We start from the raw sequence: 24624 nt of genomic DNA, 5'->3' as shown, positions 1-24624 counted from the left end.
TGTTCTTGAATAATGGAACAATCACTCTTTATTATCTGCTACTAAAATATAACAATTTACTGATATTCAATACAATAAAAAGTCAAGTTGGGATAATATTTTGGTTTGGATAACTTCTGCTTGCCACGCTCGCCTACAATGTCGGTCCGTACCGTCTTTTGGGGAGTGGGAAGATACCCAAAAGCACGCTAATCCGAAAGCTGGAGGCGGGTGACAGGAACATCTACCGGGAGTATATCGCTTTCTGTAACTATAAAGGGAAACGGCATGCCATGCTGCTCAAGCGGAGAAAGGCGGAGTTCGCATTGCTGTATATCAAATAATTAAAAGAAAGAGGATATTTCTATATGGCACACCCTTTTTTCGGACACAACTTTTGTGATTAGGAAAAATAGTTGATTGATAACGAGTTAGTAAATGACACAAGTACGGATTTATCCGTATAAACATTATTTCGCTAAGGAAACTACTCTTTTCATGTAGGTTTCTATGTAGGTTAATTAATACCAATTGATTCCTACTAATGCGAATTAATAATAAGTCATTAACTAACTCGTTATCAGTCTATGTACACGATTAACATCAGGGGTAAGCAGAACCCGAAAGACACCAAGATGGTCAAGCTGGAGATAATTTTCTTCAAGACCGGTTACGCCCGTGTGCCGAAGGTTATAAACATCACAGGGCTATTAAAAGACTGGGATGTCAAGTCTCAGAGTTTCCGTGTAGGGAGTGCGGAGGCCACTACCAAGAACAAACTGCTTTTCGATTTGCGAACCAAATATCTGCATGTCGCCGATACCTGGGAGATGGAAGGCAGGAACTGGTCGCCCGTCCAGCTATCACATTGCTTCGATGAAATCAAGGCGGCCAAACCCGAGGTCAAAGTAAAGAGTGTCCAGCAGATGATCGATTATCTTGAAGAGACATTCAAAAACAAGAAACGCATCAAGAACGGTCAGATTGTCGACAGCACGACCAATGCTAAACGATATGTCTATCTCAAGCGTGAACTGCAGGCGTTTACAAAGGAAAAATATGAAAAAGCCTTTTCCTCTTATTTCTTTACGGATATTACAGAAGAGTTTCTTCTTGACTTTGCGTTTTGGCTTAAAGAAAGAGGTATCAGAAATGGCAACAAGGCCGGACTTACACACAAACTAAGGTTGCTCCGTGCCGTATGCAGGCAGGCAGAAAAGAAAGAGATGTACGGGGTGAATATGGATAACTTCCTCTGTCTCGGTGATGATATTAATTGGCCGGAAACCACTTCAAGAGCAGTTCCGGAAACAGTCATAGCTAAAATCGCAAATGTTGACCGTACCTTGTTTACGAAAAAAGAGCAGTTGCATCTTGATTTGTTCCTGTTCAGCTACTATACCGGAGGTATGGCGAATGTCGATGTATGTAACCTGACATGGGATTTGGTCCAGGAAGACCGCATCGTCTATGAACGTATCAAGTTTCCCAAAACAGCCAAACCGGAATTACTCAGTAAAGCAAAAGCCATCATGAATAAATACCGTGGGCAAAGTTATGGAAATTATGTATTTCCTGTTTTTACTCATAAACACACGACCACTTCCAAGAAGACTACACGTGTCAAGCAAATTTCCACACGCCTTTCACAAACCTTGACGAAAGCATGCAAGATGCTGCGCATTAAAGAAAACATCACATGGTATTCCGCCCGTGGCTCTTTCATATCGAAGATGGTAGATGCCGGTAATAATCCGTATGTGGTTGCAGAGATGGCTGGTAACAGCCCATTGACCATCTATAAGCATTACTACAAGAATACAAAGCGGGAAGAAATCAAGCGGCAGATGGAAGAAATGTTCTGACCAGACATATCCATAAAGTTGTAAACACCTTGACAATTTCTCTGATGGATAAATCATACGGTGTAATGGCTGTTAAAAGTCATTGATTACCAATGTGATATTTGCAATATTGACAAAATCGCTCTTATTCTCGATTATTTTCATTACCTTTGTGGTCAATAACTTAAATAGAATTTATATGAAAGAATTGGTTTCAAAAATACAGGAAGTATATGCTACATTCTCCACGGATGCGGCACTTCAGATTGAAAAAGGCAACAAGGCCGCAGGGACCCGTGCCCGTAAGACCTCGTTGGAACTGGAAAAACTGATGAAAGAGTTTCGTAAGCTTTCCTTGGAAGAGTCTAAAAAATAACCTTTACACGTCCGGTCGTTATCACATAATGGCCGGTTCTTCTGCAGATGCGGCATAAAAACCATATTGGCAGAACGACATAATAAAATACGGAAAGCGTTAGCTTTTGTCATGCACCGAAATCTGGTAAATTTCACTTATCCGCAGGACAAACAGTTTTCGCCTATGCTTTTGCGTGGGCTTAACTTGTTTGCGGATAGGTTTACCAGAACCTCGGTGCTACGGGTTATGTCCCACGCTTTTTGGTCTTGGTACATTGAATGCTTGACGGGACTCAAGCCAAATACGGAGATATTATGAACGACATGAATCTGATGGATGAACTTTTGAAAATTCCTGCTGATGCAACTGCCGCCACCGTACAAGGCATAGAAATGCTGCTTATCGATGAAAACAAGGCGGGGGCTTTATTGGAGTCGGATCCTAATGACAACACCATCCACGAATGCCTTTTAAGCAACGGCCGTTTCCTGTTCCAATCGGACAATACCAACCTCGTTGCCCTGTATAAAGTAACAGGAGCATCTGAATAACGCTCCTGTTGCATATAATCACCTTATTTGTCTGATTTCATCCTTCCTGCAAAGGCTTTTGACGGTTTGAATGCCGGGATATTGTGGGCAGGCACTATTATCGTGGTATTCCTGCTTATGTTGCGTGCTGTCTTTTCCGCACGGTGTTTGATGATAAAAGAACCGAAGCCGCGAAGATAAACCTCCTCGCCGTTTATCATGGAAGACTTTACGCTATCCATGAATCCTTCGACAACTTGTAACACGACCTGCTTCTCCAGACCGGTCTGCGTTGCTATTTCCCTGACGATATCCGCTTTTGTCATATTAACTCTTGATTAAATACTGTCAATCCGTTCACAAAGATACATCATTTCCTGAAATATCCTCCTTTTACAAACACATATAATAAACATTAGCCGGCGTCCGTCTCTACTCTTTCGATACAAATAGTATCGAAGTATGAAGCTGACACTCAACCGCAAATTCAAAGGTCAGACCTATACCATAGGCGACCTGTCCATCGACGGCAAATTTTTCTGTAATACCATCGAAGATGCCGTGAGGGAACTTCCGGCAACCTGTCCGGATACTCCTCGCGGCCGTTCCTGTACCTGCAAGGAAAAGGTCTATTCCAAGACCGCCATTCCTGCCGGGACTTATAAAGTTACCCTTCAGTACAGCCCCAAGTACAAGAAAAAAATGCCATATCTGCACGATGTACCTCATTTCCTCGGCATCCTGATCCATTCAGGCAACACCGAGGGAGATTCCGCCGGTTGTATCATCGTGGGAAAGAATACGGTCAAGGGAAAAGTTTTGGAATCCCGTACTACATTCCAAAAACTGTATGCCATGCTCGAGTCCGAAAGGGACATAACCATTCAGATTATATAAATCGAATGGCGGTCAACAGGCTCAAACCACCCAGAAACCTGCGCATCGAGTTCAAACCGTCCCCACGGCAGTATGAACTCTGGAAACTGTTGCAACCGAACTATTGTCCCCATTGTGGCGGGGAGATCGAGCAAATCCTTATCGGTTATGACCAGCAAGGCAACCCTCAGTACAGGCCTCAATGCAGGCATTGCAAGTCGCAGAACCTGCCGCAGCTGATACTGGGAGGCGGAGCGGCCGGCGGCGGAAAATCGTATATCGGCAGCGTTTGGCTGGTGTCTTCATGTATTCGGTTCGAGAATATCCGTGCGGTGGTGGCCCGTAAGACACTCAAGTCGTTAAAGGAATCGACATGGAACACCATCAAGTCGATTCTGAAGGACTGGGGACTGAAAGAGGATACAAACTACAAGATAAACAACCTCGAAGGCACGCTCACATTCTGGAATGACTCGGTCATCATCATGAAGGAGATGGCGGATATCCCCAGCGACCCCAACTTCGAGCGTTTCGGCTCTTCGGAATATACCATCGCCATGGTGGATGAGGTGTCGGAAATCTCGGAACGGGCCGTCGAAGTACTGTTCTCCCGTCTCCGCTGGAGAACCCATGAGACATTCAAGACCCCGAGAATGCTGCTCACCACCAATCCGACGATTAACTGGGTGCGTTCCCGCTTCGTGCAGGACGAAAACGGAGACAAGGTCATCTGCCGCGAGGGTGAAGCGTATATACCTTTTTCCGTGTTTGACAACCCGAATATCGCTTTCCGTCAGGTGTACGAGGCGGCCCTGAACAAGATCCGGGACCAGGCGACAAAGGAACGCCTGCTCTATGGCAACTGGGATTTCGTGGAAGCCAACGATATGGCGATTTATAACAGTTTCGACGGCTCCCGGCATCTCGTTACCGGACTGAAAGAAAAAGCATACGATCCGACCAAGCCGCTCATCACGGTGTGGGACTTCAATGTTGCCCCCCAAATGTCGGTGCTCTCCGCACAAATAGACTATGAAAACAGGAAGGTCTATATACTGGAAGAGATACTCGGCAAGCCGGAGGAAAAGGAGAACAACACACCTGCGTTGGCACGGAAAGTACGCTTAAAACTTTACCGGGACAAGCATATTGGCGGAGTGGATGTGACCGGTGACCCTTCCGGGTTACAACGCTCCACCACCAACGAGGACGGCATCAACAACTATACCATCATCACGGACACTTTCGGCAGAGGAATCCTGCGACCGAAGGTAAAGCTGTTACGCAAGCAGCCTCCGCAGGCTACACGGTGCGAGTTCGTCAACGAGGTATTCGGGGGCTATGAAGGCTGGGAGATACAAATCGATATCAAATGTCGCAAACTTACCCAGGATCTGATTTACCAGCTTCGTAACGAGGACGGTACCAAGAGCAAACAGAAGACCACCGACCCGAAAACCGGTGTCAAATATGAACGGTATGGACACTTGTCCGACTGCCTTGACTACCTGCTCTGTTACTACCTGCGCGACAGCTGGTACAAGTTCAAGAGCGGAGGCGACGGGAACGGGTATGTGGTCTCCACATCGGTAATTCAGGAAGGATTTTCATACTAATAACGGAACAAGGATATGTACAGACGGTTTCTCAATAATGACGACTATCTTGGGATAATTACTCCGGAAGCACTAGCACAACTCACGCGGGGCAATGATGCACGATTCATCCAGGCGGAAGAATCGGCGGAGATGAGCATTGTGGAATATTTGTCAGAGAACTACGAGATTGAAAAGGAACTTGCAAAAGGAAAATATATCGCCGAATACGACCATCGAATTACCTATCCCGTGGGTGTGCATGTCTATTTCGAGGGACAAATCCATGAGGTGATACGCTCCGTCAGCGGCTATCGCAAGCCGGCAACGGCAATCTATTGGGAAGAGTGTTCCGATATCCACGTCGATGCGGGACAAGTTGTAAATTACTCCCAGTTCAACACCTATTATCCGGGTGATAAAGTAAACTACAACGGTGTTGTCTATATTTGCCTTGCCGAAAACGGGTACAAGTTCGATGATATCCGTATCCCGATGGTCGGCGGTTGGATCGAGACGGAAGTCACGTTATGGCAGCCTGTCGAGTATCCTCTGTGGTCAGTCGTTGAATATGAAGGGGCGTTCTATACTTTGATGACGCTTGACTGTTTCGATTGCAATCTTGACCCTATGGTGTCCGACTGTTGGGGAGCCATAGCCGATTACGATTCATCATACAATGCCTACGAATTGTCGGAACACGAATATGTAGTTTATGACGGACGGGTATTTTACCCGGAAACGGATGTGAACGCGGACACGCCGCAAGTCGGTCTAAACCTATCATTACACGATCCACGAAACTACAACCTCAAGAAGCATATGGTTCGATTGGCTATCTACGAGCTCACGAAACTCATTGCCCCGAATAATGTCAGTGTTGTCCGTATGCGCGATTACGAGGACAGCATGAAATGGCTTAATGATGCCGCCAAATTGCGACTTAATCCACAAATCCCCCGTAAAGTCGATGACACGAAAAAGCCGGTTACCGATTGGCAACTGGCTACTTTCCAAACAGATTATGACCCGTATCGAAACCCGTGGCTGACCTAAATAACAGTAAATACCGCTACCGGATTTGTTGTCGTAGTCTTTACCATGAACAAGAAACGAAATTACTGCTTGTTTGTTAGTTCCGTTTCCACAAGAGCCCCCCTGAACGGGTGGCAAGTTCCTTGTAATATGCCGCCAAAAGAAGATATAAATTTGGCCTTTTAGAATAATCCAATCTGCTATATTCCTTACTGCCTTTGCGGTATTTAATAATCTCAAGACATTGAATAATTATTTACTTGTTTTTGTGCCCGTTGGATTTAGGTTTGAATAAGGCATGAAGTCTTATCACGCACACCAACAATGTTTCATAATCAACATGAAAGTAGAGGCGTTCATCTTTCAGACTACATTGAAAGTGAATCCGATAGCGGCATGAAACGGTTCTCCCTACAGGACGGGCAGATGAGCAACTGCATGCTCTCTGCCCGTTTTCTATGGTACAAGGCAATTATAATAAAGCCATTTTTATTTTTCCCTGAAAAAAGTGTCGGTTATTTCATTGCAGAACAAAACATTTTTCTAATTTTGTATTTGAAGAAGTATTCACTCTAATAAACTGATATGTATGACAATGGATACATTGTAAAATGTCGCTCGATTTTAACAAATGATATTTGTTTGAGCGAAGCTTCGCATAAAGCGGACGTTTTTCTTGTGTGCATTAGTTACCTTACATATTCCCTTAAAAAGTGTATTAATAATTTGGCAGTGTGGAAAATTCGTGTAAACACACACACACACACACACAATTATCGCGCGTCAATATATAATAAAACATTTAATTTACAATGGATTACCGGAATCAATTATCCGGGGTTATCCTTGTCTTACGACAAAAGTTCCTATAAATACTCATCCTCTGCCATATTGTCTCAAAAAAGGCAGGATATTTTTATGGTCCGACGGTACTGGGGAGCGTTCTCTGCGCCCGAATATCGTCGGTTTTTTGTTTCCACCCATAACAGTCTGAAATCTCTTTTAGTGTTTAAGTATCTATGATTGGAATATATGGAAATAAACAAACCATGCCTGAATCCCAGAAAAAAGAACTTTTTTCCGCAGGTATTACCTATATGGTAAGTGGCGAATATGCCTTTGCCTTCTCCTGTTTCACGCAGGCAGGAAAGTCTGACCTGCCGACACTTTACAACAAGGCGTTATGCTACTACTACCTTTCTCTGTATAATGACTGCCGTTCCCTGCTGTTGGAAGCGGAGAGGCTGCTGCCACCGTTAACGGAACGTCTGCCGGAAAACCTGCCGGAAGCCGTCCTCCGCTGGGAATACGAAAAAAGCCCTGCCGGTTGTCCCATGCCGGAGGATGCTCCCGATAACCTCGCCGCCGTACAACTGTTGAGGCTGAAAGCGAAAGTGTCGGCCAGACTGCACCTGCACACGGAGGTGCGGACTATCCACGCCCGTTTGGGCAATAAATATCAACACATTGAAGAACTGATAAAAAACATACAACCATGAAATACAGTGACATATACAGACTTTATTCGACAAGTCAGCCGAAGGATGCAATTCATCAGGCGCTCCGGGAAGTGCCCGTCGATGACAGCGACGAACAGTACGAAGACCGTTCTCCGTTGCATCTTGCCTGCCAGTATGGAGACACGGAGGGGGTCAAGATACTTCTTGAACGTGATGCCGAACCCAACACGAAGGATGCAAACGGTTCCACCCCGATTCATATCCTCGGCAGAACCAGTGCCGGCTGTGCAGATGAAGACAAACTGAAAGAAATAGCCGTCATGCTCATAGAACAAGGAGCGAATATACCGCGTTCGGCCAAGAATACGACGGCCCTTATCGAGTGCATAAGGAACCGTCATTTCAAGATGGCGGAAGCGATCATAGATTCCGGAGCACGCGTCAACTCAACCGACCTTAACGGCGAGAACGTGCTTTTCGGTTTTTGTGCCGCTTCAGGCGACATCAGAAGGGATATCCGGTTCGCGAAAAAGGAACTGGACGAATCCGTACAATACCGTTACCCCGAAAACAAGATAGAGGAAATCAGGAGCAGGATTGCAAGGCTGGAGGATGATGGCGAAACCGCCTACCGACTTGCCAGAAGGCTTGTTGAAGAAGACAAGGCCGATCCGGAAGACAAGTCAAACAGTGGAAAGACAGCCTGGGATGCCGCCATAGAGAACAAGGCGATGAAGATCGCGGCCTTCCTTTCCGGAAGCGACCCCGATGTTGACGAACTTTCGGCCTTGCACGGCAACATGGACATATTCCAGGCTATGTACATGAAGGATATGGAGGCACTGGATGCCATTCTGCGTTCGGGTGCAGACCTGCAGACGGTGTGTGAGCACAAGGATATGTATGACTTTGAAAGCAAGTCGCCCCTCGCTTGTGCGTTCAGTTGGTTTGACAGCATACAGGATGCTCCGGCCATGATTCTGAACGGCGGAGCGAATCCGAATTACCGTTTCCCGAATGAAGAGACGGCTTTTTCGGTATGGGTGAGTAAGGATTATTTCTGCAAGGATACCGAGGTTTACAAGGGGCTGCTTGACCTGATGAAGGAAAAAGGCTGGAATCCCGAGCTTCCTGTTGATACGGAAGGCAACACGGCACTTGCCCTTTCCTGCCGCCATACCGGCTACAGGTTGGGTAAAACGGCATTCGGTTGGCTGCTCAAGGGAAAGGCCGACCCCAACGCCGCCAATCTTTCCGGCCAAACTCCCATGATGATTCTCTTCGGTGGTCATAAGGCGAACGAAAAATATGTGCCTTACGGCTGGTCAGCCGGTTCTGACGACCCCACGGAAATCCTCGAAAAGCTTCTCGAAGCCGGAGCTGACGTGAACAAGACGGACAACCGGGGAAACACCCTCCTGCATTATGTGGCGGCATGTTGTCGTGACAGCATGGCACAGAAAGCGATTGAACTCCTGCTGGACTTCAAGCTGCCTGACGTAAATGCCGTAAACAATGAAGGCAAAACGGCCATGGACGTGGCGGCAGACTACAACAATGACAATCTCGTAAGACTATTATTGAAATATTCTTAAACAAAGATATATGGACAACAACCAGACATTTCTCAATGCTTGCCGAAACGGGCAGAAAAGCATTGTCCAGATATTCCTGAAAAAGGGAGGAATTGACATCAACAAAAGGGATCAGGAAGGAAACACTGCTCTTTATTATGCCTGTCAGAAAGGTTACAGGGACATAGTGGCTCTGCTTCTTGACAACGATGCCGACGCGTCATGTATCAACAACCGTTCCGAAAGCCCGCTCCACGCGGCGGCACGGAGCGGCAACAAGGAAATCCTCGGGAAGCTGCTCCAGAAGGGGGCCGACATCAACGTGACGGACAATGAAGGACGAACCCCGCTAATATGCCTGCTTGACAACAAGCGTACAGATGCCGCCCTTTTCCTGATGGATCAGGGAGCCGATACGGAGGTCGCCGATGCCTCCGGCCACAAGGCCATCGACTATGCCACAGCCCACGGGCTGCGGGAAGTGGTCGCCCGACTCTCGTGCGGGAATGACCGGGATGCACGTGGCAACACCCCGCTTCATCAGGCCGTGTATAACGGACAGGGTGAAATTGTCCGCACGCTGCTCCTGTCAGACAAGTCCATGCTTGACTCGACGAATGACGGCGGAGAGACTCCGCTGATACTCGCCTGTATGCAGGGGAATCTTGTCATGGTCAACCTTCTTCTCGGGACCGGAGCCGATCCCGGCAAAGCTATGCTGAGCGGCAATGCCCCGATACATTACGCGGCCATTTCAGGTAACCGCTTTATAGGCGAGGCTCTGCTGAAGGCCAAAGCTGCGGTTGACGCACAGAATGACAACGGGGAAACCCCGCTTATTCTTGCAGCCAAGGAGGGCCACAACGATTTTGTGTCCGTCCTGCTTGAATTTCACGCGAATGTTAGCATCTCAGACAACCTCCAGCACACCGCCCTGTACTATGCAGGAGAGCGCGGCTTCAACGAAATCGTGGAAAAACTTCTTGAAAACGGAGCGGAATAAACAGGTAAGATATTCATTAACAAATTTAATATTAGAAAGATATGGCAGAAGAAACCAAGAAGACACCTCAGACACCCGAGGAAATCGCAAGAGAAGCACAGGCTCAGGCCATGAAAGCAGCACTGGAACAGGCGCAAGCCTTGTATGGCAACGTACCCGGATTTGAAGGCACCGACCTGATGAAGATGCATGAAAAGCTGATGCAGGACTCGGCCGAGATGTTCCCGGGAGTTGCGGAGGCACAGGCATACCAGGCAAAGATGATGGCAGAATCCGCCCAGGATCCCGAGGCGATAATGGAGACCTACAGCAAAAACATCGAGTTCGCAGGGAACATGATGCAGCAGGCAATGAATGCCGGATTCATGCCGGAAGGTTTACCGGATTTCTCGGACGGTTTTGACGTATATGCAGGTTGGGAAATCACCCGCAAGGGCGACAACAGCCTGACACCTGAACAGAACAGACTTCTGGCTTATGGGGCACCTCTGTTCCTATACAACGATGACAACGTGGACTCCCTTGAAAGTACAGCAGGCACGGACACCCTTAAGGAAATGCTTGAGGAATGGTGGGAAGTTACTGACAGGAAGAGTGCCCTGGAGACCATCTCATGGCTGCTGAACGAAGGCCAACATGCCGGTGCGGATCCGGCCTTGACTGAAATCCGCCAGCGTGGAATCGAGGCCATCACCGAGGAAGAAAAGGCGGACGAGGACAGCAAGATCGGCGATGCGTTCACGATAGCTGAATTTGTAATGGGAGTAAATGAAACGACGGAAGCGGACCTGCCCGAAACCGTGCTGGCATGGGACCTTGTACGTGCCGTGAACATGGCCCGTTGGGCTTTCATCTGCGGCTACATCAATGAAGACGAAATGTGGGAAGCCATCAGAACCACTGCCGGCATAGCCAAGGAATCCTTCAATTCGTGGGAAGAATACGGCAACAGCTTTGCCGTGGGACGCGGAATATGGAGAGGCGAAACAGATGACTACGAGACTGCGGATGAAGTCGTGGGAGCGCTTCTCAATAAAGAAGATTCCCCTTGGAAGGCAATCGAATGGTAGAATCCGAAAAAAATAGGATCAACAATATCTTAAAAGTTTTACGATTATGGCACTTTTCAAAAATGCAGCAACAGAATGGGAGAAAACCATGACAGAGAATGATCTTGACCAAATGGAAGCACAAGGTCTTGACGTAAGTAAATACAGGGAGAAACTGGCCGCACGGCGTGCAAAGGAGGCCGAAGAAGCCAAGCGAGACAGGGAACTGTACAAGAACCCGACACAGCTTGACAAGATGAAACCGTACATGCAGACGCCACGCAGTTCTGAGACCGAGTTCTTCAAGAAACTTGCAGGAAAGGCACCATGGCTGGGCAAAAGCAAGTGGTTGAGAAAATTCACGGAAGGATATATCGTTTACGCGGGGATTGTCAGTGCCCCGGCAGAGGCGTGGAAAGGCGTGAAGCACAAGGACGACTCTTTCCATGGTATTGGCATATACGCACTGGACAAGGGACACATGAACGATGTGGAATGGCTGAAGAGAGTGATGGAAAAGCTGCGCAACATGTGTGAAGGCAGGCAGCCGGTAGCTCCCGGATGTGAGGGCGTAGTCAGTCTTGCCAAGGAGGAGGACTGCTGGTCAACCGTGAAACTGAGTGGTGAAATCGTGGAAGGCGCCGATGTGGAAGTAAGGAAACTTGTCCTTTATTACAAGGAACTTCCCCAAGGCTATCTTCCTTCAGACGGCATCGTCCCCCACTTCTACTGGGAAGGGACAATCAGAGTCATACCGGCTGAATTGTATGTCTAAATCCATCTGAAAATATGATTATAGCCGTTATATGTATTATCGTGGTACTGCTCATAATTATTTTATGGGCAGTATTCACTAACAACAGCCTTATTGCAAAGAAGAACCGGGTCAAGCAATGCAGAAGCGGTATCTGCGTGGTCCTCAAACAGAGGAATAACCTGATCCCCAATCTTGTCGCATCCGTAAAGGCATACATGGGGCACGAGAATGAGATTCTCACCCGCATTGCCGATTTGCGGTCAAGGGCTTCGAACGCTACAGAGTCCGAGCAGATAAAAAGCGGTACGGAAATGTCCTCGCTTCTGTCAAGACTGAATGTGGCGGTGGAAGACTACCCGGAGCTGAAGGCGAACCAGCAGTTCCTTCATCTTCAGGTCCAGATCGAGGACATGGAGAATGAGCTGCAGGCAATCCGGCGCACCTACAATGCCGCTGCTACCGATTATAACAATTACATTGAAATGTTTCCGTCGTCGATAATCGCATCCTGGCGCAAGCATGAGCAGCAGGAGTTGATAGAGTTCCCGGAAAGTGAGATCAAGGAAGTGAAAGTGGGAGAATTATTCAAGTAAAGCATGGAAGAAAGTCAGAATATAGATTTCAAGGGCATTTCCCTTCACATGAAGAAAGAGATGTCCCGTATCAGGATGCTCCGGATTGTGTTCCGCATCCTGACCTCCATTGTCTATCTGTGTACCGTCGTGTGGTTCGGTTTCTGTATCTTCGGCGGATTCCTCGTGGACCGTACTGACTATGAGACTTCCGTCACCACGGGAAAATACCTCATGATAGGCTTTGCCGTATTTTTTGTACTTCATTTCGCATTCATGAAATGTTTTGCCGCGCTGAACAAGAGGGAAACCTACACGATGGCCCACATCATCTACCTGCTGTTCCCGGGAGCAAGGTACAATCCTTCCGGTTCCATACAGCCGAAAGTCTTTGCGGACAGCCGCCTGTTCGGAACGGCATTGTCATCGGGCAATTCGGTAAGTTCGACCTGTTACGGCCGTCTTGACATTCCCGTCGGAAATGACATGATGACTGTCGTGGATGCCGGTGTGACTTCAGCCAATTCGAAAGATTTCTCGGCCTTCAACTTCCTTGAAGTGCCGTACCAGTATTTTATCCGTCCGATATTCGGAGTCAGGATAGAGAGCACGATGCACAGTTTCAGGGGCATGTTCGGGTGCTGCAAGCTGAACCGCACCTTCAGGGGCTACGTGATGCTGCTGCCCGACCATCTGGAAAACAAAATCGGCTACCTGGCGCAAACAATCCAGGGAATGAAGGAAAAGTACGGGGCAAAATTCGTACATTTGGAAGACCCGGAGTTCGAGAGGCATTTTGCCGTGTACGCGGATGACGAGGTGGAAGCCCGCATGGTGCTCACCCCGGCGATGATGCGGAAGCTGACCGCCCTGCGGAAATCCTTCAGCCGTGACCTGATGCTCTCCTTCAACGGGAACATGTTCTACTACGCATCCGACACTCCGGACGGTTTCTTACGTCCCGGCAGGAAGTCGCTGGATGACGAACATCTGCTGGAACAACTGTACAGGGAGGTGAACTTCTGTCTCACTGTAGAAAATGGAATCAAATAATCAACAATAATCGAAAACGAATAAAAAGAATTACAACATGAGCGAACTTAAAAATCTGTCAGCCATTCTTGAAGGAGGTGCTGTTCCGGCCGGTTATAACGGGAAAGCAATCGGCAAATTGTCTAAGACATACCTCAAACTGGAAAACCGCAAAGTAGTAAACCTCTATCCCATCAGAACCGTGATGCACGAAGACAGCCGCTATTGCCTGTATGCCTGCCCGTTGAAAGGGACTGAAATTGACGAGGCCACCCTTCAGAGCATCAAGGCTGAAGTGGATACGCTGGAAATCGGTGAAATCCGTTATGATTCCGTACAGTCCTGTGGCTATGACTATTACATAGTAGATCCTGATACAGGCCGTCATATACTGACAGGACAACGGGATATGGATTCGGTAATGGAAATAAGCGATCATTATGACGGCGTCATCCTGTTCAGCAAATCGGTATTCTCGCCAAGAAAGGCCAATCAGCTTGATTGTGCCTATGCCTTGATCGGCATTGAAAAACAGCCCAACGAGTTCAAGATAGAGGCTATTCCTAATAGCGCGATAGGCCAAGCACCTACGATACTGGAATTTGAAGCTCCGCAGGAATCGCCTGCTGTCGAAAAATACAGGTCGGCCATGACGGTCCTGTCCATAATCATCACCGCGGCTCTGCTTATCTGGTACTTTTTCATAAAATAATATCACCGAACGAATAACTTCACTAATATCCGAATATGGCTACATTCAATTATTCTTCCAAATCGTCCATCAAGGACGATCTGACTGAAATCCTTGTCGGTGCCGGACTGATAATAGTACCGGTAGTTTATCCTTTCGGTATAAAAGTCGGTACACTTCGCATCCTCGGACCGTTACCAACAGCCATCATCCTTGCCCTTGTCGGACTGTACATGCTGTTCAGAGCCTGGCGGAAGATACATAAGGCCCGCAAGTTGGCTGCCAAAAGCTGTATCATCACGGTTGACGGCGATAAGGTGACATACCCGGTCATCGTGAAAGGAAATGTTGAGATGCGTTCTTTTACATTGTCGGAAATATCCAGTTCAAACTACAATTACGACAATGGTATTCTGACAATCACCCTCGCCAACGGCTCAACGGCCAAATTTGACGTTGATTTCTTTGACGGACTGCCACAGCTTAAAGAATTTGCGGCGCTCTTGAAAAAATAAACCGGTGAGATATGGAATGGTTGGATAAAATAAAGGATTTTCCGAATCTGATACAGCAGGAACCCCGCTACGGCTATCTGGTCGTGGCGGGCCTGCTTCTGATATGGCTTGTCGGTGTCATCTGTGGCTGGAAGTGGACGTATTCCCGTCCGGGTAGTACAGGAGGTAACTTCTGGATGAATCTGCTCGGTCCGAAAACTTTCCGGTTCTGGCTGGGAGTGATTCTTGCCGTCGGGATAGGACTGTCTCTGTACCTGTTCTCTATTTCCGGCAAATAGCTGAGTGCTCTTTCCCGGATGCCACCTGTAAACTTAAAAAGTGATTGAGTATGAAAACAATTCCAATTATAACCTTCTTCCTGTGCACGGTGATGTATGCCCATGCACAGCTTAACATCGTTCCCAAGAACGATGGACTGAAAGAGTACACGGTGACAAATGCCCACCCCTATGACAGCCTGACGAACGTGGAGAAGCGGAGTTTCACTTCCCTTCCGGGACAGACCCTGTACATGCATGGGGTAAAAAATGACAGGAACGGCTACTGGGATGCTTTCTACACGGTCAATTTCCTTACCGGGGATGACCGAACGGTGTACAAGGCGGTCAACATCAGTACCACCCCTTCTAAAGAGGTAGTGGGGAAATATTACGAGGTAGTGAAGGTCTGGACAAAGACAGACTACCTGTCGGCTGGATGCTGCCTGCTGCTCCGTGAAAAAGAAAGCGGTGATGAGATGTATTACAACCCATTCAGGTATCCGCTGAGCATGACCTGTATAGGGTATTATGAGAAACTGAAACGCTTTGTCGGACAGACATTCCTGTCACTTGCCAAGGCCGTCGAGACCGAGGACGGTCAGGTAATCACCCCGGCTGAAGGTGCGGAGTACCGTTGTGTGGACATCGGCCTGAAGATGAACAGTGACGGGGCGTTTCTGCTGATGGAAGGTGCTGACGGTGTCCGTGTGGAAGCATTTCCTATAGGCGGTGACGAGGTGTACGAGTTTGTAAGCACGGCACGTATCGGCCAGCTGGAAAAACGGTACGGCGAGAAATACGGGAAGCTGATTGCCTTCCGCAAGGTCGATACCGGCATGACGAGGGAAATGGTCATCGCCGCGTGGGGCGAACCATACCACAAATCGGAAGTCAAGAAGGAAGGCAGGACTCTGGAGACATTGCGCTTTTCCGACAACCGCTATGTTGAACTGCTTGACGGGGAAGTACAGTATGTGCGCATCTATTGAACGGAGCGCAACCTTTATCTGTAAAGTCACAGGCAGGGCCTGCATTTATCGTATATTAACAGATGAAAGTACCAAGGAATCAGGGTAAAATACCTATCTTGCGCAAGAATCTTCAATAATTGACGACTCAAAAAGAAAGAACTATATGGAAAAGGATAATATCAAAGGATGCTTTGTCTCGTCCGTGTTGCTTTCACAAAATCAATGGGACAAGAAACAGTTCATCCATGACTTCGAGGAAGACTGGGGAATCGTCCTTACCGATGACGACGACAACGGGGACGTACTTGTCGGAATGTTCAGCGGCATGACATTGGCAATAGCCATCATGCCCGGTCCCGTACCCAACGGAGAAGCGGAACACTATGCACAGGGCAACTACCTGTGGAAAGATGCAACAGAAGTGGCACGACAACACGAGGCTCATATCCTCGTATCCGTGACCGGAGACCAATCCAACCTGCTGGAGAGAGCCAAACTGTTCACCAGAGCCACGTCTTCCTGCCTGAAACAGTCCTACGCTACAGCGGTATATACCGACGGTATGGTGTTCCAACCCGAATTTTACAGGGATATGGCCGCACTCCTGCAAGAAGATGAACTGCCCGTCATGGACTGGGTATGGTTCGGCATCTACCGCACACAGAAAGGAATCCCCGGCATCTATACCTACGGACTGAGAAAATTCGGGAAAGAGGAAATCGAAGTGTATGCCCCTGCCGATCTGAGTGACATCCGTGATTTCCTAATGGACATCGTGCATTATATCCTGTCGGATGATGTCACCTTGCAGGACGGGGAAACCATAGGATGCTCCGAAGAACAGAAACTTGCCATCACGCTTAGCGAAGGCATCGCTTTGGACGGCATGACATTGAAACTTGAATATCCGGACGAATGAGAAAGGTAAAGGGAAACATAAGAAAAATGCTTGCGGCCATCGTTCTCACGCTGCTGTGTTGTTCTGCCTTCGCACAGCGGATCGTGGAATCCGGTGACTTGCGAACCACCACGGACGAACAGCATGGAACAGTCGTCCATTATCTGAAGGGCGGAAAACGTCCGCTATCGGGCAAATTCCGTATCTTGCGGGGGCAGGATGAGGAAATAGTGCATTTTTCCAAAGGGGTTATGCAGGGCGAGTACAGGCGTTTCCGCAACGGCAGCCTGCGGGAAAAGGGCAAGTATACCGACGGCAGACGGCATGGTCTGTTCGTTTCCTATCATCAGGACGGAAAGACACCGCAACGGGAAGCACCCATGCAGTACGGGAAGATAGACGGTACGGTAAGGACATGGTTCAGCGACGGGAAGCCGGACATGGTTCAGGAATATAGGCAGGGCAAGCGGAACGGCAAGGAACAACGCTTTGACCCGAAAAGCGGCAAGCAGATCTACGAGGCAAACTATACCGACGACCGGAAAGAGGGAAAATAATGGAAAATCAGCGAGGATACCACCGAGAGATGGGTCAGCAAAACCGTCAGCCACTATAAGAACGGCGAACTGGACGGCCCCTACGAATACACGGCCCACCTACATGGCAAGCTGTACGCCTACAAATCCGGCTCGTACAAGAACGGCTACAAGCACGGTTCGTGGAAAGAAATCGACCGGGACGATATCGCAGTCCAAGGCGAATACACCGAGGGACGCGAGACGGGACACTGGATACGATATGATATCATAAGCGGAGAAATCCTGAACGAGTGGGACCGGTAAAATTTAAAAAACATGGAAATATATACTCCAAAACCCAAAATCAAACTTTCTCCTGTGGTAAGAAACGGGAGAGAATTTGTCGAAGTGACTTTCGGTAATGACAATGACATCCGCTTGTCGCTGTCGAAGGAAGAAAACGTACTGCTTGTCGGTGGCAGAGCTTATCTGCCGGCAGAGAATTTCGTGCTTGCCGAGTTCTTCGACCGCTATGTGAAAATGGCGTTTATAGACTATTCCGCCATCAAGGAAACCGCACCCCGTAAAGAGGAAGACAAACGGCCGCCACTGCCGGAAGGTTATCTGGAAAAACTCCAGCAAGTGCGTTACAGTGACCATACCGTAAGGGTATATACCTCCTATTTCCGCGATTTCCAACAATATTTCGAGGGGCGTAAGATTGAAACGGTTACTCCCGACGAGATAAACGACTACCTGCTGTATCTCATCCATGAGAAAAACATATCCTCCTGCCAGCAAAACCAGCGTATCAACGCCATCAAGTTCTATTACGAGAAAGTTCTCGGTCAGGAACGGCGGTGTTACAAGGTGAACCGTGCCAAACGGGAGAAGACGCTGCCCGACGTGTTGAGCAAGGAGGAAATAAAGAAAATACTCGACGTGACAGTGACAGACCTGCGTTTCTTCTGTATGTTCTCCATACTCTACTCCGCAGGGTTGCGCATCAGCGAACTGCTGGAACTGAAACCCGGCGACATCAACGAACCCCGCTCCCTGATACGGGTGCGTCAGGGAAAGGGCAAGAAGGACCGCTACACCCTGCTGTCAAAACCGTTGATGAAAAAGCTGACGGAATATAACAGACTATACAAACCGAAAGTGTGGCTCTTTGAACACAGACCGGGCGAACCTTTCACCGAGAGTATCGTGTCGAAACGGTTGAAGGCTGCGGCTCGGGAAGCGGGAATCACGAAACGGATTTATCCGCACCTGCTGCGCCATTCGTTCGCCACCCACTTGCTGGAGCAAGGAACCGACATCAAAATTGTGAAAGAGCTTATGGGACATAACAACATCAAGACAACGGAAAGGTATGTCCACATAGCCGACACTTTCAAAAGCAATATCAAAAGCCCGTTGGACGATCTGTTGATGGAGGAAGACGAGGTCTGATACTTAAAGAAAATAACAACCAAATCGGCTGATAGTATAACGTTATCGTTCAAACAAATAAATGAAATGAATAAAATAGAGTCATTTAAATATATTCGCCCTATTTCTCTGAGTACAACATCACGTAACTCCATTGGCGATTTTCTTCCTATTGAAATTACATGGGAATGTAACGGAAGTATGTATAATCGGAAACAAGAAAAAGGTGGTTTGTGCGCTATTTTATCAGAACATGATAATGTAATCGGTGTTGTTGAAAATCCATATACTGCAGGATACAATTCAGCTTATGTTTTAAGCGGAACAAATCTAATAATTTGGAATGTGTCTGATTTGTTTATTGCTATCTATGGGAGTAAATATTATGGTGGCGTAAAGATACATTTCGTTGATGTGAGAATTGAAAATGGAAGTTTATATTTTTTCATCAATATATCAAATTGTGATTTTCGCTTTTCCATTAACATAAAAACTGGAGAAATAGGACAATTGATAGAAACAAGATAACCGAACGATAACATACGGATTAATCTCCCCCAAAGGTCGATTATCCGCCAAACATTAGTTGCAGTCAAAAACGAAACAAAAATGAATGTAATATCAGAAAAAGAATATTCGTTCTCAAATGCGCTTTTTTGGAACGTAATGTTGCATCATCATATTCAAGCCTTTGATGAAGAAAGGGATGTGAATTTTGATGAAGTATGGGATGAAGAACTTGCACCAGCATTGTTAGATGAAAAGAGGTACAAGGAATATTGGGGCTGGCTATCTCAAATTGAATTGGAAACATCCGAAAATCAAGGTGAAATAGAAAATCCAAGAACTCTAACACTTCCTATCGGCAGTGATGTTACATTGACAATGGAATTTCATCCTTGTAGTACATACTATTTTTTGAATGATTTTGTAATTGGTGAGGTTAGTGGCAACTTTCATTTGAAATATCTCACATATCCAGAATTGATGCGTATTGCAGAGTTAAAATATGGAGATGTGTTATTTCATCTTCTGTTGCCTCTGTGTGCAATCAGAGAACAAGAGAAAGAGGATACACTTAATGAAATAGTCCAAAGGCTGCAACAAATCCCACTATTTCGTGAACATTCTGAGTACATAGGCAAATGTATCTTGTATGGGTTGTCAATACCAGATTCTGATATATTAGATATTCCCGAAATAGGAATTATCTGTTTAAGTAATCATTCTTATAGAAATGCTTTAAGGTACGAAGATGATAAAGAAGATATTAAAGAACTGAATACTCTTTTGTCAAAATTGTAAATATGCAACTAACAAGCGGCTTAACCTCCCCAGATAAGGGTCGGTTAGCCACCGAACATTATCAGTAAAAAGAATATGAAACATTTGAAGAAGAATTGCATCTATTTTATTGTGATTTTTACTATCGCTGTGGCGTGTGGCTTTGCGGGACTTGTAATCAAGGAAGTGAACAAAGGTACATTTTATGATCTGCCTACAGAAGAAGCTCTTAGCTTTTGTGTGCAGCTAGGACTGACAGCATTTACATCTCTGATTCCATACAGTTTGAGCGTTGCAACCTTCCTGGTCTTTTGGGCTATGGATAGAGAAAAGTGGACCGGTTTTTTCCGGACATTGGCAATCGGTCTGATTCTTGTCCTTCCTTTGTCGGCAATGACTTATTATTATGACTGGTTTGTGCGTCCACAGATGATGGTCATATCCGTCGGAAAAATAGTTGATATGAACCACAGCTATCCCCGGTCACTGGCGGACAAGTACGGTATAAGCATAGAACAGATATTGAACAAAAAGCCGATGTCTATGTCTAAAACAAAGCTGATAGCCCAGATTGATTCTCTTGAAACATCTTTTCAGGCTGATATTGACACATGCGGTCTGCTGCTCTCAATACTTCCGGATACCTTAGCATCAAAAGCCTATGACAGCTACCGATTGAGAGAAATCGGAGTTGTGTATCAAGATGCCGTTCATCCTGTTGCCAACGAAGACAGTCTGAGGTTGGTAGCACATACAGAATTGTACCAGCACGCAATCGGTGCATGGGAAACTTCAAACGAACTGCGACGTCATAGACTGGAATATTTTGGCAGGACTCTCAATACCGGGTATATATACATCGCTTATATCTTGTTTGCCTTCTTAGGTTATCTGCTCCGCTTCAAACCGATAAAGAAAATATTGGCTGTCTTTGCAATACTGATTGTAGCCGCCTGGATTTATCATGAAATAAATTCTATTGTTCAGGAATATGCAAAGAAACTAAATACGGAATCCCATCAAATTGTGGACGACACCTATAAAGAGATAGATGCGATAAGGGAAAGCAAACAGAGAGAAATGAAGACAGACACACAATTAGAATAATTGTTTTAACTACAATAAACTAAGAACCATTAGATTAAATAATGAAAAAGATATAATACTGATAACAACGCAGGATAACGGTAAGCCATTCCCTGCTGAACATTCAAAGCTTGAAGGAAAAGATTGAACAAAAAAAATAATGCCATGAAAAAAATCAATATTGGAGATTGGGTTACACAATATAGAACGGGTTATTGGAAAGTGAAAGAGTTGCATCCGAAGTACTCACCATTCGATTGTGACAGGTTGCACAAAGGCGAACCAATTGGTGTTGAAGCTGTGCTACAGAAAGCTTTCAACAATACATTCAAATTTAACATGGAAATGTCCACATGTGATTTGTCGCTGTGCCAACATGTAACCAAAGCTGTTATGAGAAAGATTGAAAAGTATTTCAAGGAACATCCTGATGATGAAATAAAATTTGAGACATCACAACTCCCTGTCCCGCCAAACGTTACTGCCATCCACTTGAATATAGATGATGCCCAACGCGATCACATTTCATCGCTATTAAACATTGAGTTATGCTATTTAACATATCCAAAGGTAAAAGAAATCTTGTCCGATAACGGTTTGACAGAGGTTTTGTGCGGAGCAGAAAACACGTTGCTCTTTCTCTACGGATATTCATGGGAACAGAATGAAAATTTTGACATGATTTATTCCAAATACGATTTTAAGAGAAAGTAAAACTCAATGGCAAAATAGCGAAAGCAATTTCTTAATTTACTTATTAAAGTAGTTATAAGACTGGAAGAACATGAGAATGTATTACGTAATCGGGGTTCTTATTACACTATTTCTTGCAAGCTGCGGAGAACCGCCTATGCCGCCAAGCGATGAGGAAATGATACGCCACTTTGCCACGCACGAGGCGGCGTTCCGTAAGGTGTACGAAATCATGTCAGAGAGTTCAGAAGGTAGTTTTCACTACCCGCCACTTTCTCCTGACGGGATCATTATACTTGATTCAATAGAGCAAAGTGATACATCCTATGAATCAAATGACGAACAAGACATCCCGGTATATGGGCTGTTAAAGCCAGACCGAATCCTACTCGACTCCCTGTTATCAGAGATTGGATGCGGTTTTATCCTTGTTGATCGCAGGGAATGGGAAACGGCAGATTCGGTATATGTGAGCCTTTTTATGCCGTACTACTCCCACAGTATCGTAGATGCAGGAACGTCCAAGAGTTTCGTTTACGATCCCGGATTGAGAAGCCGTCGGAATATCCGTATCACCGAACATGGCGACCTAAACGAGATCTACCGCAGGACGTACAACGACACCACGCTTTACAAGCCCATCAAGGAAGGTTGGTACATCGAGTTAGACCATTTACGATAACCTGAAATGATGAACAAAACAATATGAAATCAAGATTGGTATTAAGGATATTGTGGGGACTATGCTGTCTGCTATTGCTGTGGATGGTTGTCAGTGATTCTATACAATTCTCAAAGCATCCAGAACTTTACCCGATAGGTTGTGAAGGATTAGGTTGGAGCTATGAATCTTCCGAAAACTATATCTTTACAAGCCGGGTGGCGATTGGTTGGAGTGCCATCGGCTTTGTCGCATCTGCCTGCTATCGTTTCAAGTATAGCGGAAAAATACTGTTGGTACATTTTGTACTGACACTACTTCGATGTTGTTGGAATTGTATAGTCATTTATGGATAGGGGTTTGCTTTATTGTCCCTAACTAACGATTAAACGCCGGGAAACTTTCGGGCGAGACAGCTCCACCGACCTTAGGGAGAACGTCCAAACAAGCATCCCCAAAAAATGCTTTTGAGCATACCATAGAAAAAAGGAAGACCGAATGTTCTGAAGTTTCTTCCTTATGATACCTGTTGGCGGAATTAAATTATAGGTATAGGCGTTTAGTGCGCACTAACTTTATGGATTTTGCCTACTTTTGCAGGCATGGAACAACGCGATAAATTCAAAGGAGTGGAATCAATCAAATTTTATAGTCGTTTTACCGATGATGCCTCATGCCTTGAGTACTTGTCCTCGATAAAGTGGGCAGACGGCTTCAAATGCAAGAAATGCGGTCATACCAATTATTGCAATGACAGATATCCCTATTCTCGCCGTTGTACACGCTGTAAGTATGACGAGAGCGTTACCAGCGGAAGCATGTTCGACAAGATAAAATTCCCGCTTGTCTACGCTTTCCACATAGCCTTCAAAATATCGACAAAGAAGAAAGGGATGTCCTCTTTGGAACTGGCGGAAGAATATTGTATGCGTCAGAAAACCGTATGGGAATTCAAGCGTAAGATACAGAAAGCCATGCGGAGCAGCGGTAATTATCCTCTTAAAGGAGAGGTACATGTCGATGAGTTTTATATCGGAGGAGAAGAGGAAGGAATCATTGGACGAAGCACGGAAGGCAAAAAGAAGCTTGTGATAGTCGCGTTGGAGATTGTCCGAGACGGCGTGGGACGTGCGTATGCCCAAGTGATAGATGATGCTTCGGCAAGTTCTTTTCGTCCGTTCTTCGACAGATACATATCAAAGGACGCAAAAGTCATAACCGATGAATGGTCAGGCTACCTGCCGTTAAAGAAAGATTATCCAAAATTGGAGCAACGCCCTTCGGATAAGGGCAAAGGGCATCCACAGATTCATATTCACATCATGAACATAAAGGGATGGTTGCGTGGAATACACCACCATTGCTCCAAAGAGCATCTTCAAGGATACCTTGACGAGTATCATTTCAGGTTCAACCGCCGTAATAATATGGACACAATCTTCGATATGCTACTTCGTCGAATGATTTGTCAAAAGAAAACTGACTGATAATCAGCTGTGAATGTAGTGCGCTCTAAACGCCTATACCTATAAATTATAAAAGATTTATGTTTAAAAAGTTGTGCATATTGTTGATATTTAGTAAATTAAAGGTGACTAAACTTTTAATAGACAAATATCGTATGCACAACTTATATGCAATATTCGCAAAATTACTGAACATATGCAAGCAAATTGCCGGCAATTTAGTCAATGAATCCGGGAATGTACCAAGACGAGGAGTCGTCCCTAAATTCTCAGACCTTGAAGTAGTGGCTTTGAACATGGCATCAGAGGCTGTTGGTATTGACAGTGAGTCGCTGATCTTATCCGAAATTTCGGATAAGAGCAATTATCCAAACCAAAATATTATCCCAACTTGACTTTTTATTGTATTGAATATCAGTAAATTGTTATATTTTAGTAGCAGATAATAAAGAGTGATTGTTCCATTATTCAAGAACAGTCCCT

At 46.0% G+C, this 24624-nt stretch carries 28 protein-coding genes and 2 pseudogenes; 29 read left to right on the top strand and 1 reads right to left on the bottom strand.

Translation table 11 applies throughout. From position 1 onward, the window contains the following. Positions 1 to 113 precede the first annotated feature (113 nt). The 4 genes and pseudogenes from N5O98_RS25075 to N5O98_RS25060 all read left to right on the top strand — a co-directional run. Positions 114 to 323: pseudogene (locus N5O98_RS25075) on the top strand (glycoside hydrolase family protein); the annotation flags it as partial. Positions 324 to 566: 243 nt separating this feature from the next. Next, positions 567 to 1844, top strand: coding sequence for a phage integrase SAM-like domain-containing protein (locus tag N5O98_RS25070; RefSeq protein ID WP_004293508.1), 1278 nt, complete (start codon positions 567 to 569; stop codon positions 1842 to 1844). Positions 1845 to 2022: 178 nt separating this feature from the next. Continuing rightward, positions 2023 to 2199, top strand: coding sequence for a histone H1 (locus N5O98_RS25065; protein ID WP_009316604.1), 177 nt, complete (start codon positions 2023 to 2025; stop codon positions 2197 to 2199). A 296-nt stretch (positions 2200 to 2495) separates the two neighbouring features. Then, complete coding sequence (locus N5O98_RS25060; protein ID WP_009316603.1) at positions 2496 to 2732, top strand: hypothetical protein; 237 nt, start codon at positions 2496 to 2498, stop codon at positions 2730 to 2732. Between the two features lie 23 nt (positions 2733 to 2755). On the opposite strand, the gene N5O98_RS25055 is transcribed toward N5O98_RS25060, so the two are convergent. Then, on the bottom strand, positions 2756 to 3037 hold the full coding sequence (locus N5O98_RS25055) for an HU family DNA-binding protein (RefSeq protein WP_008142902.1): 282 nt from the start codon (positions 3035 to 3037) through the stop codon (positions 2756 to 2758). A gap of 136 nt (positions 3038 to 3173) precedes the next feature. Between N5O98_RS25055 and N5O98_RS25050 the strand changes: the two genes are divergently transcribed. The 25 genes and pseudogenes from N5O98_RS25050 to N5O98_RS24930 all read left to right on the top strand — a co-directional run. Next, a complete protein-coding gene (locus N5O98_RS25050) occupies positions 3174 to 3608 on the top strand; it encodes a DUF5675 family protein (RefSeq protein ID WP_009316602.1) in 435 nt (144 codons plus the stop codon). Between the two features lie 5 nt (positions 3609 to 3613). Continuing rightward, entirely contained in the window at positions 3614 to 5203 is a 1590-nt protein-coding gene (locus N5O98_RS25045) for a phage terminase large subunit (protein WP_004303996.1), read from the top strand. A gap of 15 nt (positions 5204 to 5218) precedes the next feature. Beyond that, positions 5219 to 6238 (top strand): hypothetical protein, encoded by a 1020-nt coding sequence (locus N5O98_RS25040; protein ID WP_009316601.1) that lies wholly within the window; start codon positions 5219 to 5221, stop codon positions 6236 to 6238. A 998-nt stretch (positions 6239 to 7236) separates the two neighbouring features. Beyond that, entirely contained in the window at positions 7237 to 7716 is a 480-nt protein-coding gene (locus N5O98_RS25035) for a hypothetical protein (RefSeq protein ID WP_224241379.1), read from the top strand. Next, on the top strand, positions 7713 to 9272 hold the full coding sequence (locus N5O98_RS25030; RefSeq protein ID WP_009316598.1) for an ankyrin repeat domain-containing protein: 1560 nt from the start codon (positions 7713 to 7715) through the stop codon (positions 9270 to 9272). Before N5O98_RS25035 ends, N5O98_RS25030 begins: the two co-directional genes overlap by 4 nt. 10 nt (positions 9273 to 9282) lie before the next feature. Beyond that, positions 9283 to 10254 (top strand): ankyrin repeat domain-containing protein, encoded by a 972-nt coding sequence (locus tag N5O98_RS25025; RefSeq protein ID WP_009316597.1) that lies wholly within the window; start codon positions 9283 to 9285, stop codon positions 10252 to 10254. Between the two features lie 41 nt (positions 10255 to 10295). Next, positions 10296 to 11324 carry a DUF1266 domain-containing protein gene (locus N5O98_RS25020; RefSeq protein WP_009316596.1) on the top strand — a complete coding sequence of 343 codons (1029 nt, stop codon included), beginning with the start codon at positions 10296 to 10298 and terminating at the stop codon, positions 11322 to 11324. A gap of 46 nt (positions 11325 to 11370) precedes the next feature. After that, positions 11371 to 12078 carry a hypothetical protein gene (locus N5O98_RS25015; protein ID WP_018665638.1) on the top strand — a complete coding sequence of 236 codons (708 nt, stop codon included), beginning with the start codon at positions 11371 to 11373 and terminating at the stop codon, positions 12076 to 12078. Positions 12079 to 12092: 14 nt separating this feature from the next. Then, entirely contained in the window at positions 12093 to 12653 is a 561-nt protein-coding gene (locus N5O98_RS25010) for a LemA family protein (RefSeq protein WP_009316594.1), read from the top strand. 3 nt (positions 12654 to 12656) lie between these two features. After that, positions 12657 to 13685, top strand: a complete 1029-nt coding sequence (locus tag N5O98_RS25005; RefSeq protein WP_004328545.1) for a DUF3137 domain-containing protein — start codon at positions 12657 to 12659, stop codon at positions 13683 to 13685. A gap of 37 nt (positions 13686 to 13722) precedes the next feature. Beyond that, a complete protein-coding gene (locus N5O98_RS25000; RefSeq protein WP_004328544.1) occupies positions 13723 to 14376 on the top strand; it encodes a hypothetical protein in 654 nt (217 codons plus the stop codon). Positions 14377 to 14411: 35 nt separating this feature from the next. Continuing rightward, positions 14412 to 14870, top strand: coding sequence for a hypothetical protein (locus N5O98_RS24995; protein WP_117515219.1), 459 nt, complete (start codon positions 14412 to 14414; stop codon positions 14868 to 14870). Positions 14871 to 14881: 11 nt separating this feature from the next. Next, entirely contained in the window at positions 14882 to 15148 is a 267-nt protein-coding gene (locus tag N5O98_RS24990) for an immunity 17 family protein (protein WP_004328542.1), read from the top strand. Between the two features lie 50 nt (positions 15149 to 15198). Beyond that, positions 15199 to 16119 carry a hypothetical protein gene (locus N5O98_RS24985; protein WP_004328541.1) on the top strand — a complete coding sequence of 307 codons (921 nt, stop codon included), beginning with the start codon at positions 15199 to 15201 and terminating at the stop codon, positions 16117 to 16119. A gap of 145 nt (positions 16120 to 16264) precedes the next feature. Beyond that, a complete protein-coding gene (locus N5O98_RS24980) occupies positions 16265 to 17020 on the top strand; it encodes a DUF4261 domain-containing protein (RefSeq protein WP_009316592.1) in 756 nt (251 codons plus the stop codon). Then, positions 17017 to 17556: a toxin-antitoxin system YwqK family antitoxin gene (locus tag N5O98_RS24975; protein ID WP_230324552.1), complete on the top strand. Its 540-nt coding sequence runs from the start codon at positions 17017 to 17019 to the stop codon at positions 17554 to 17556. The genes N5O98_RS24980 and N5O98_RS24975 overlap by 4 nt, the downstream gene beginning before the upstream one ends. A gap of 297 nt (positions 17557 to 17853) precedes the next feature. Then, a complete protein-coding gene (locus N5O98_RS24970; protein ID WP_009316590.1) occupies positions 17854 to 18972 on the top strand; it encodes a tyrosine-type recombinase/integrase in 1119 nt (372 codons plus the stop codon). Between the two features lie 66 nt (positions 18973 to 19038). Then, entirely contained in the window at positions 19039 to 19479 is a 441-nt protein-coding gene (locus N5O98_RS24965) for a hypothetical protein (RefSeq protein WP_269496138.1), read from the top strand. 81 nt (positions 19480 to 19560) lie between these two features. Beyond that, positions 19561 to 20256 (top strand): Imm19 family immunity protein, encoded by a 696-nt coding sequence (locus tag N5O98_RS24960; protein WP_117678525.1) that lies wholly within the window; start codon positions 19561 to 19563, stop codon positions 20254 to 20256. A 75-nt stretch (positions 20257 to 20331) separates the two neighbouring features. Beyond that, positions 20332 to 21342: a hypothetical protein gene (locus N5O98_RS24955; RefSeq protein WP_009316587.1), complete on the top strand. Its 1011-nt coding sequence runs from the start codon at positions 20332 to 20334 to the stop codon at positions 21340 to 21342. Between the two features lie 144 nt (positions 21343 to 21486). Then, positions 21487 to 22035, top strand: a complete 549-nt coding sequence (locus N5O98_RS24950) for a hypothetical protein (RefSeq protein ID WP_117678524.1) — start codon at positions 21487 to 21489, stop codon at positions 22033 to 22035. 70 nt (positions 22036 to 22105) lie between these two features. Next, positions 22106 to 22696: a DUF4948 family protein gene (locus N5O98_RS24945; protein WP_009316585.1), complete on the top strand. Its 591-nt coding sequence runs from the start codon at positions 22106 to 22108 to the stop codon at positions 22694 to 22696. Between the two features lie 23 nt (positions 22697 to 22719). Further along, positions 22720 to 23031, top strand: coding sequence for a hypothetical protein (locus N5O98_RS24940; protein ID WP_081032677.1), 312 nt, complete (start codon positions 22720 to 22722; stop codon positions 23029 to 23031). A 246-nt stretch (positions 23032 to 23277) separates the two neighbouring features. After that, positions 23278 to 24162 (top strand): IS1595-like element ISPrsp1 family transposase, encoded by an 885-nt coding sequence (locus N5O98_RS24935; RefSeq protein ID WP_009017594.1) that lies wholly within the window; start codon positions 23278 to 23280, stop codon positions 24160 to 24162. A gap of 59 nt (positions 24163 to 24221) precedes the next feature. Further along, positions 24222 to 24497: pseudogene (locus N5O98_RS24930) on the top strand (IS982 family transposase); the annotation flags it as partial. Between the last annotated feature and the right edge of the window lie 127 nt (positions 24498 to 24624).

It is taken from the genome of Bacteroides sp. LFL-34 (assembly GCF_027257075.1).
In the GTDB taxonomy this organism is placed as follows: domain Bacteria; phylum Bacteroidota; class Bacteroidia; order Bacteroidales; family Bacteroidaceae; genus Bacteroides; species Bacteroides ovatus.
Note: the sequence above shows the minus strand (reverse complement) of the source record. Positions and strands in the feature narration are given on the sequence as shown.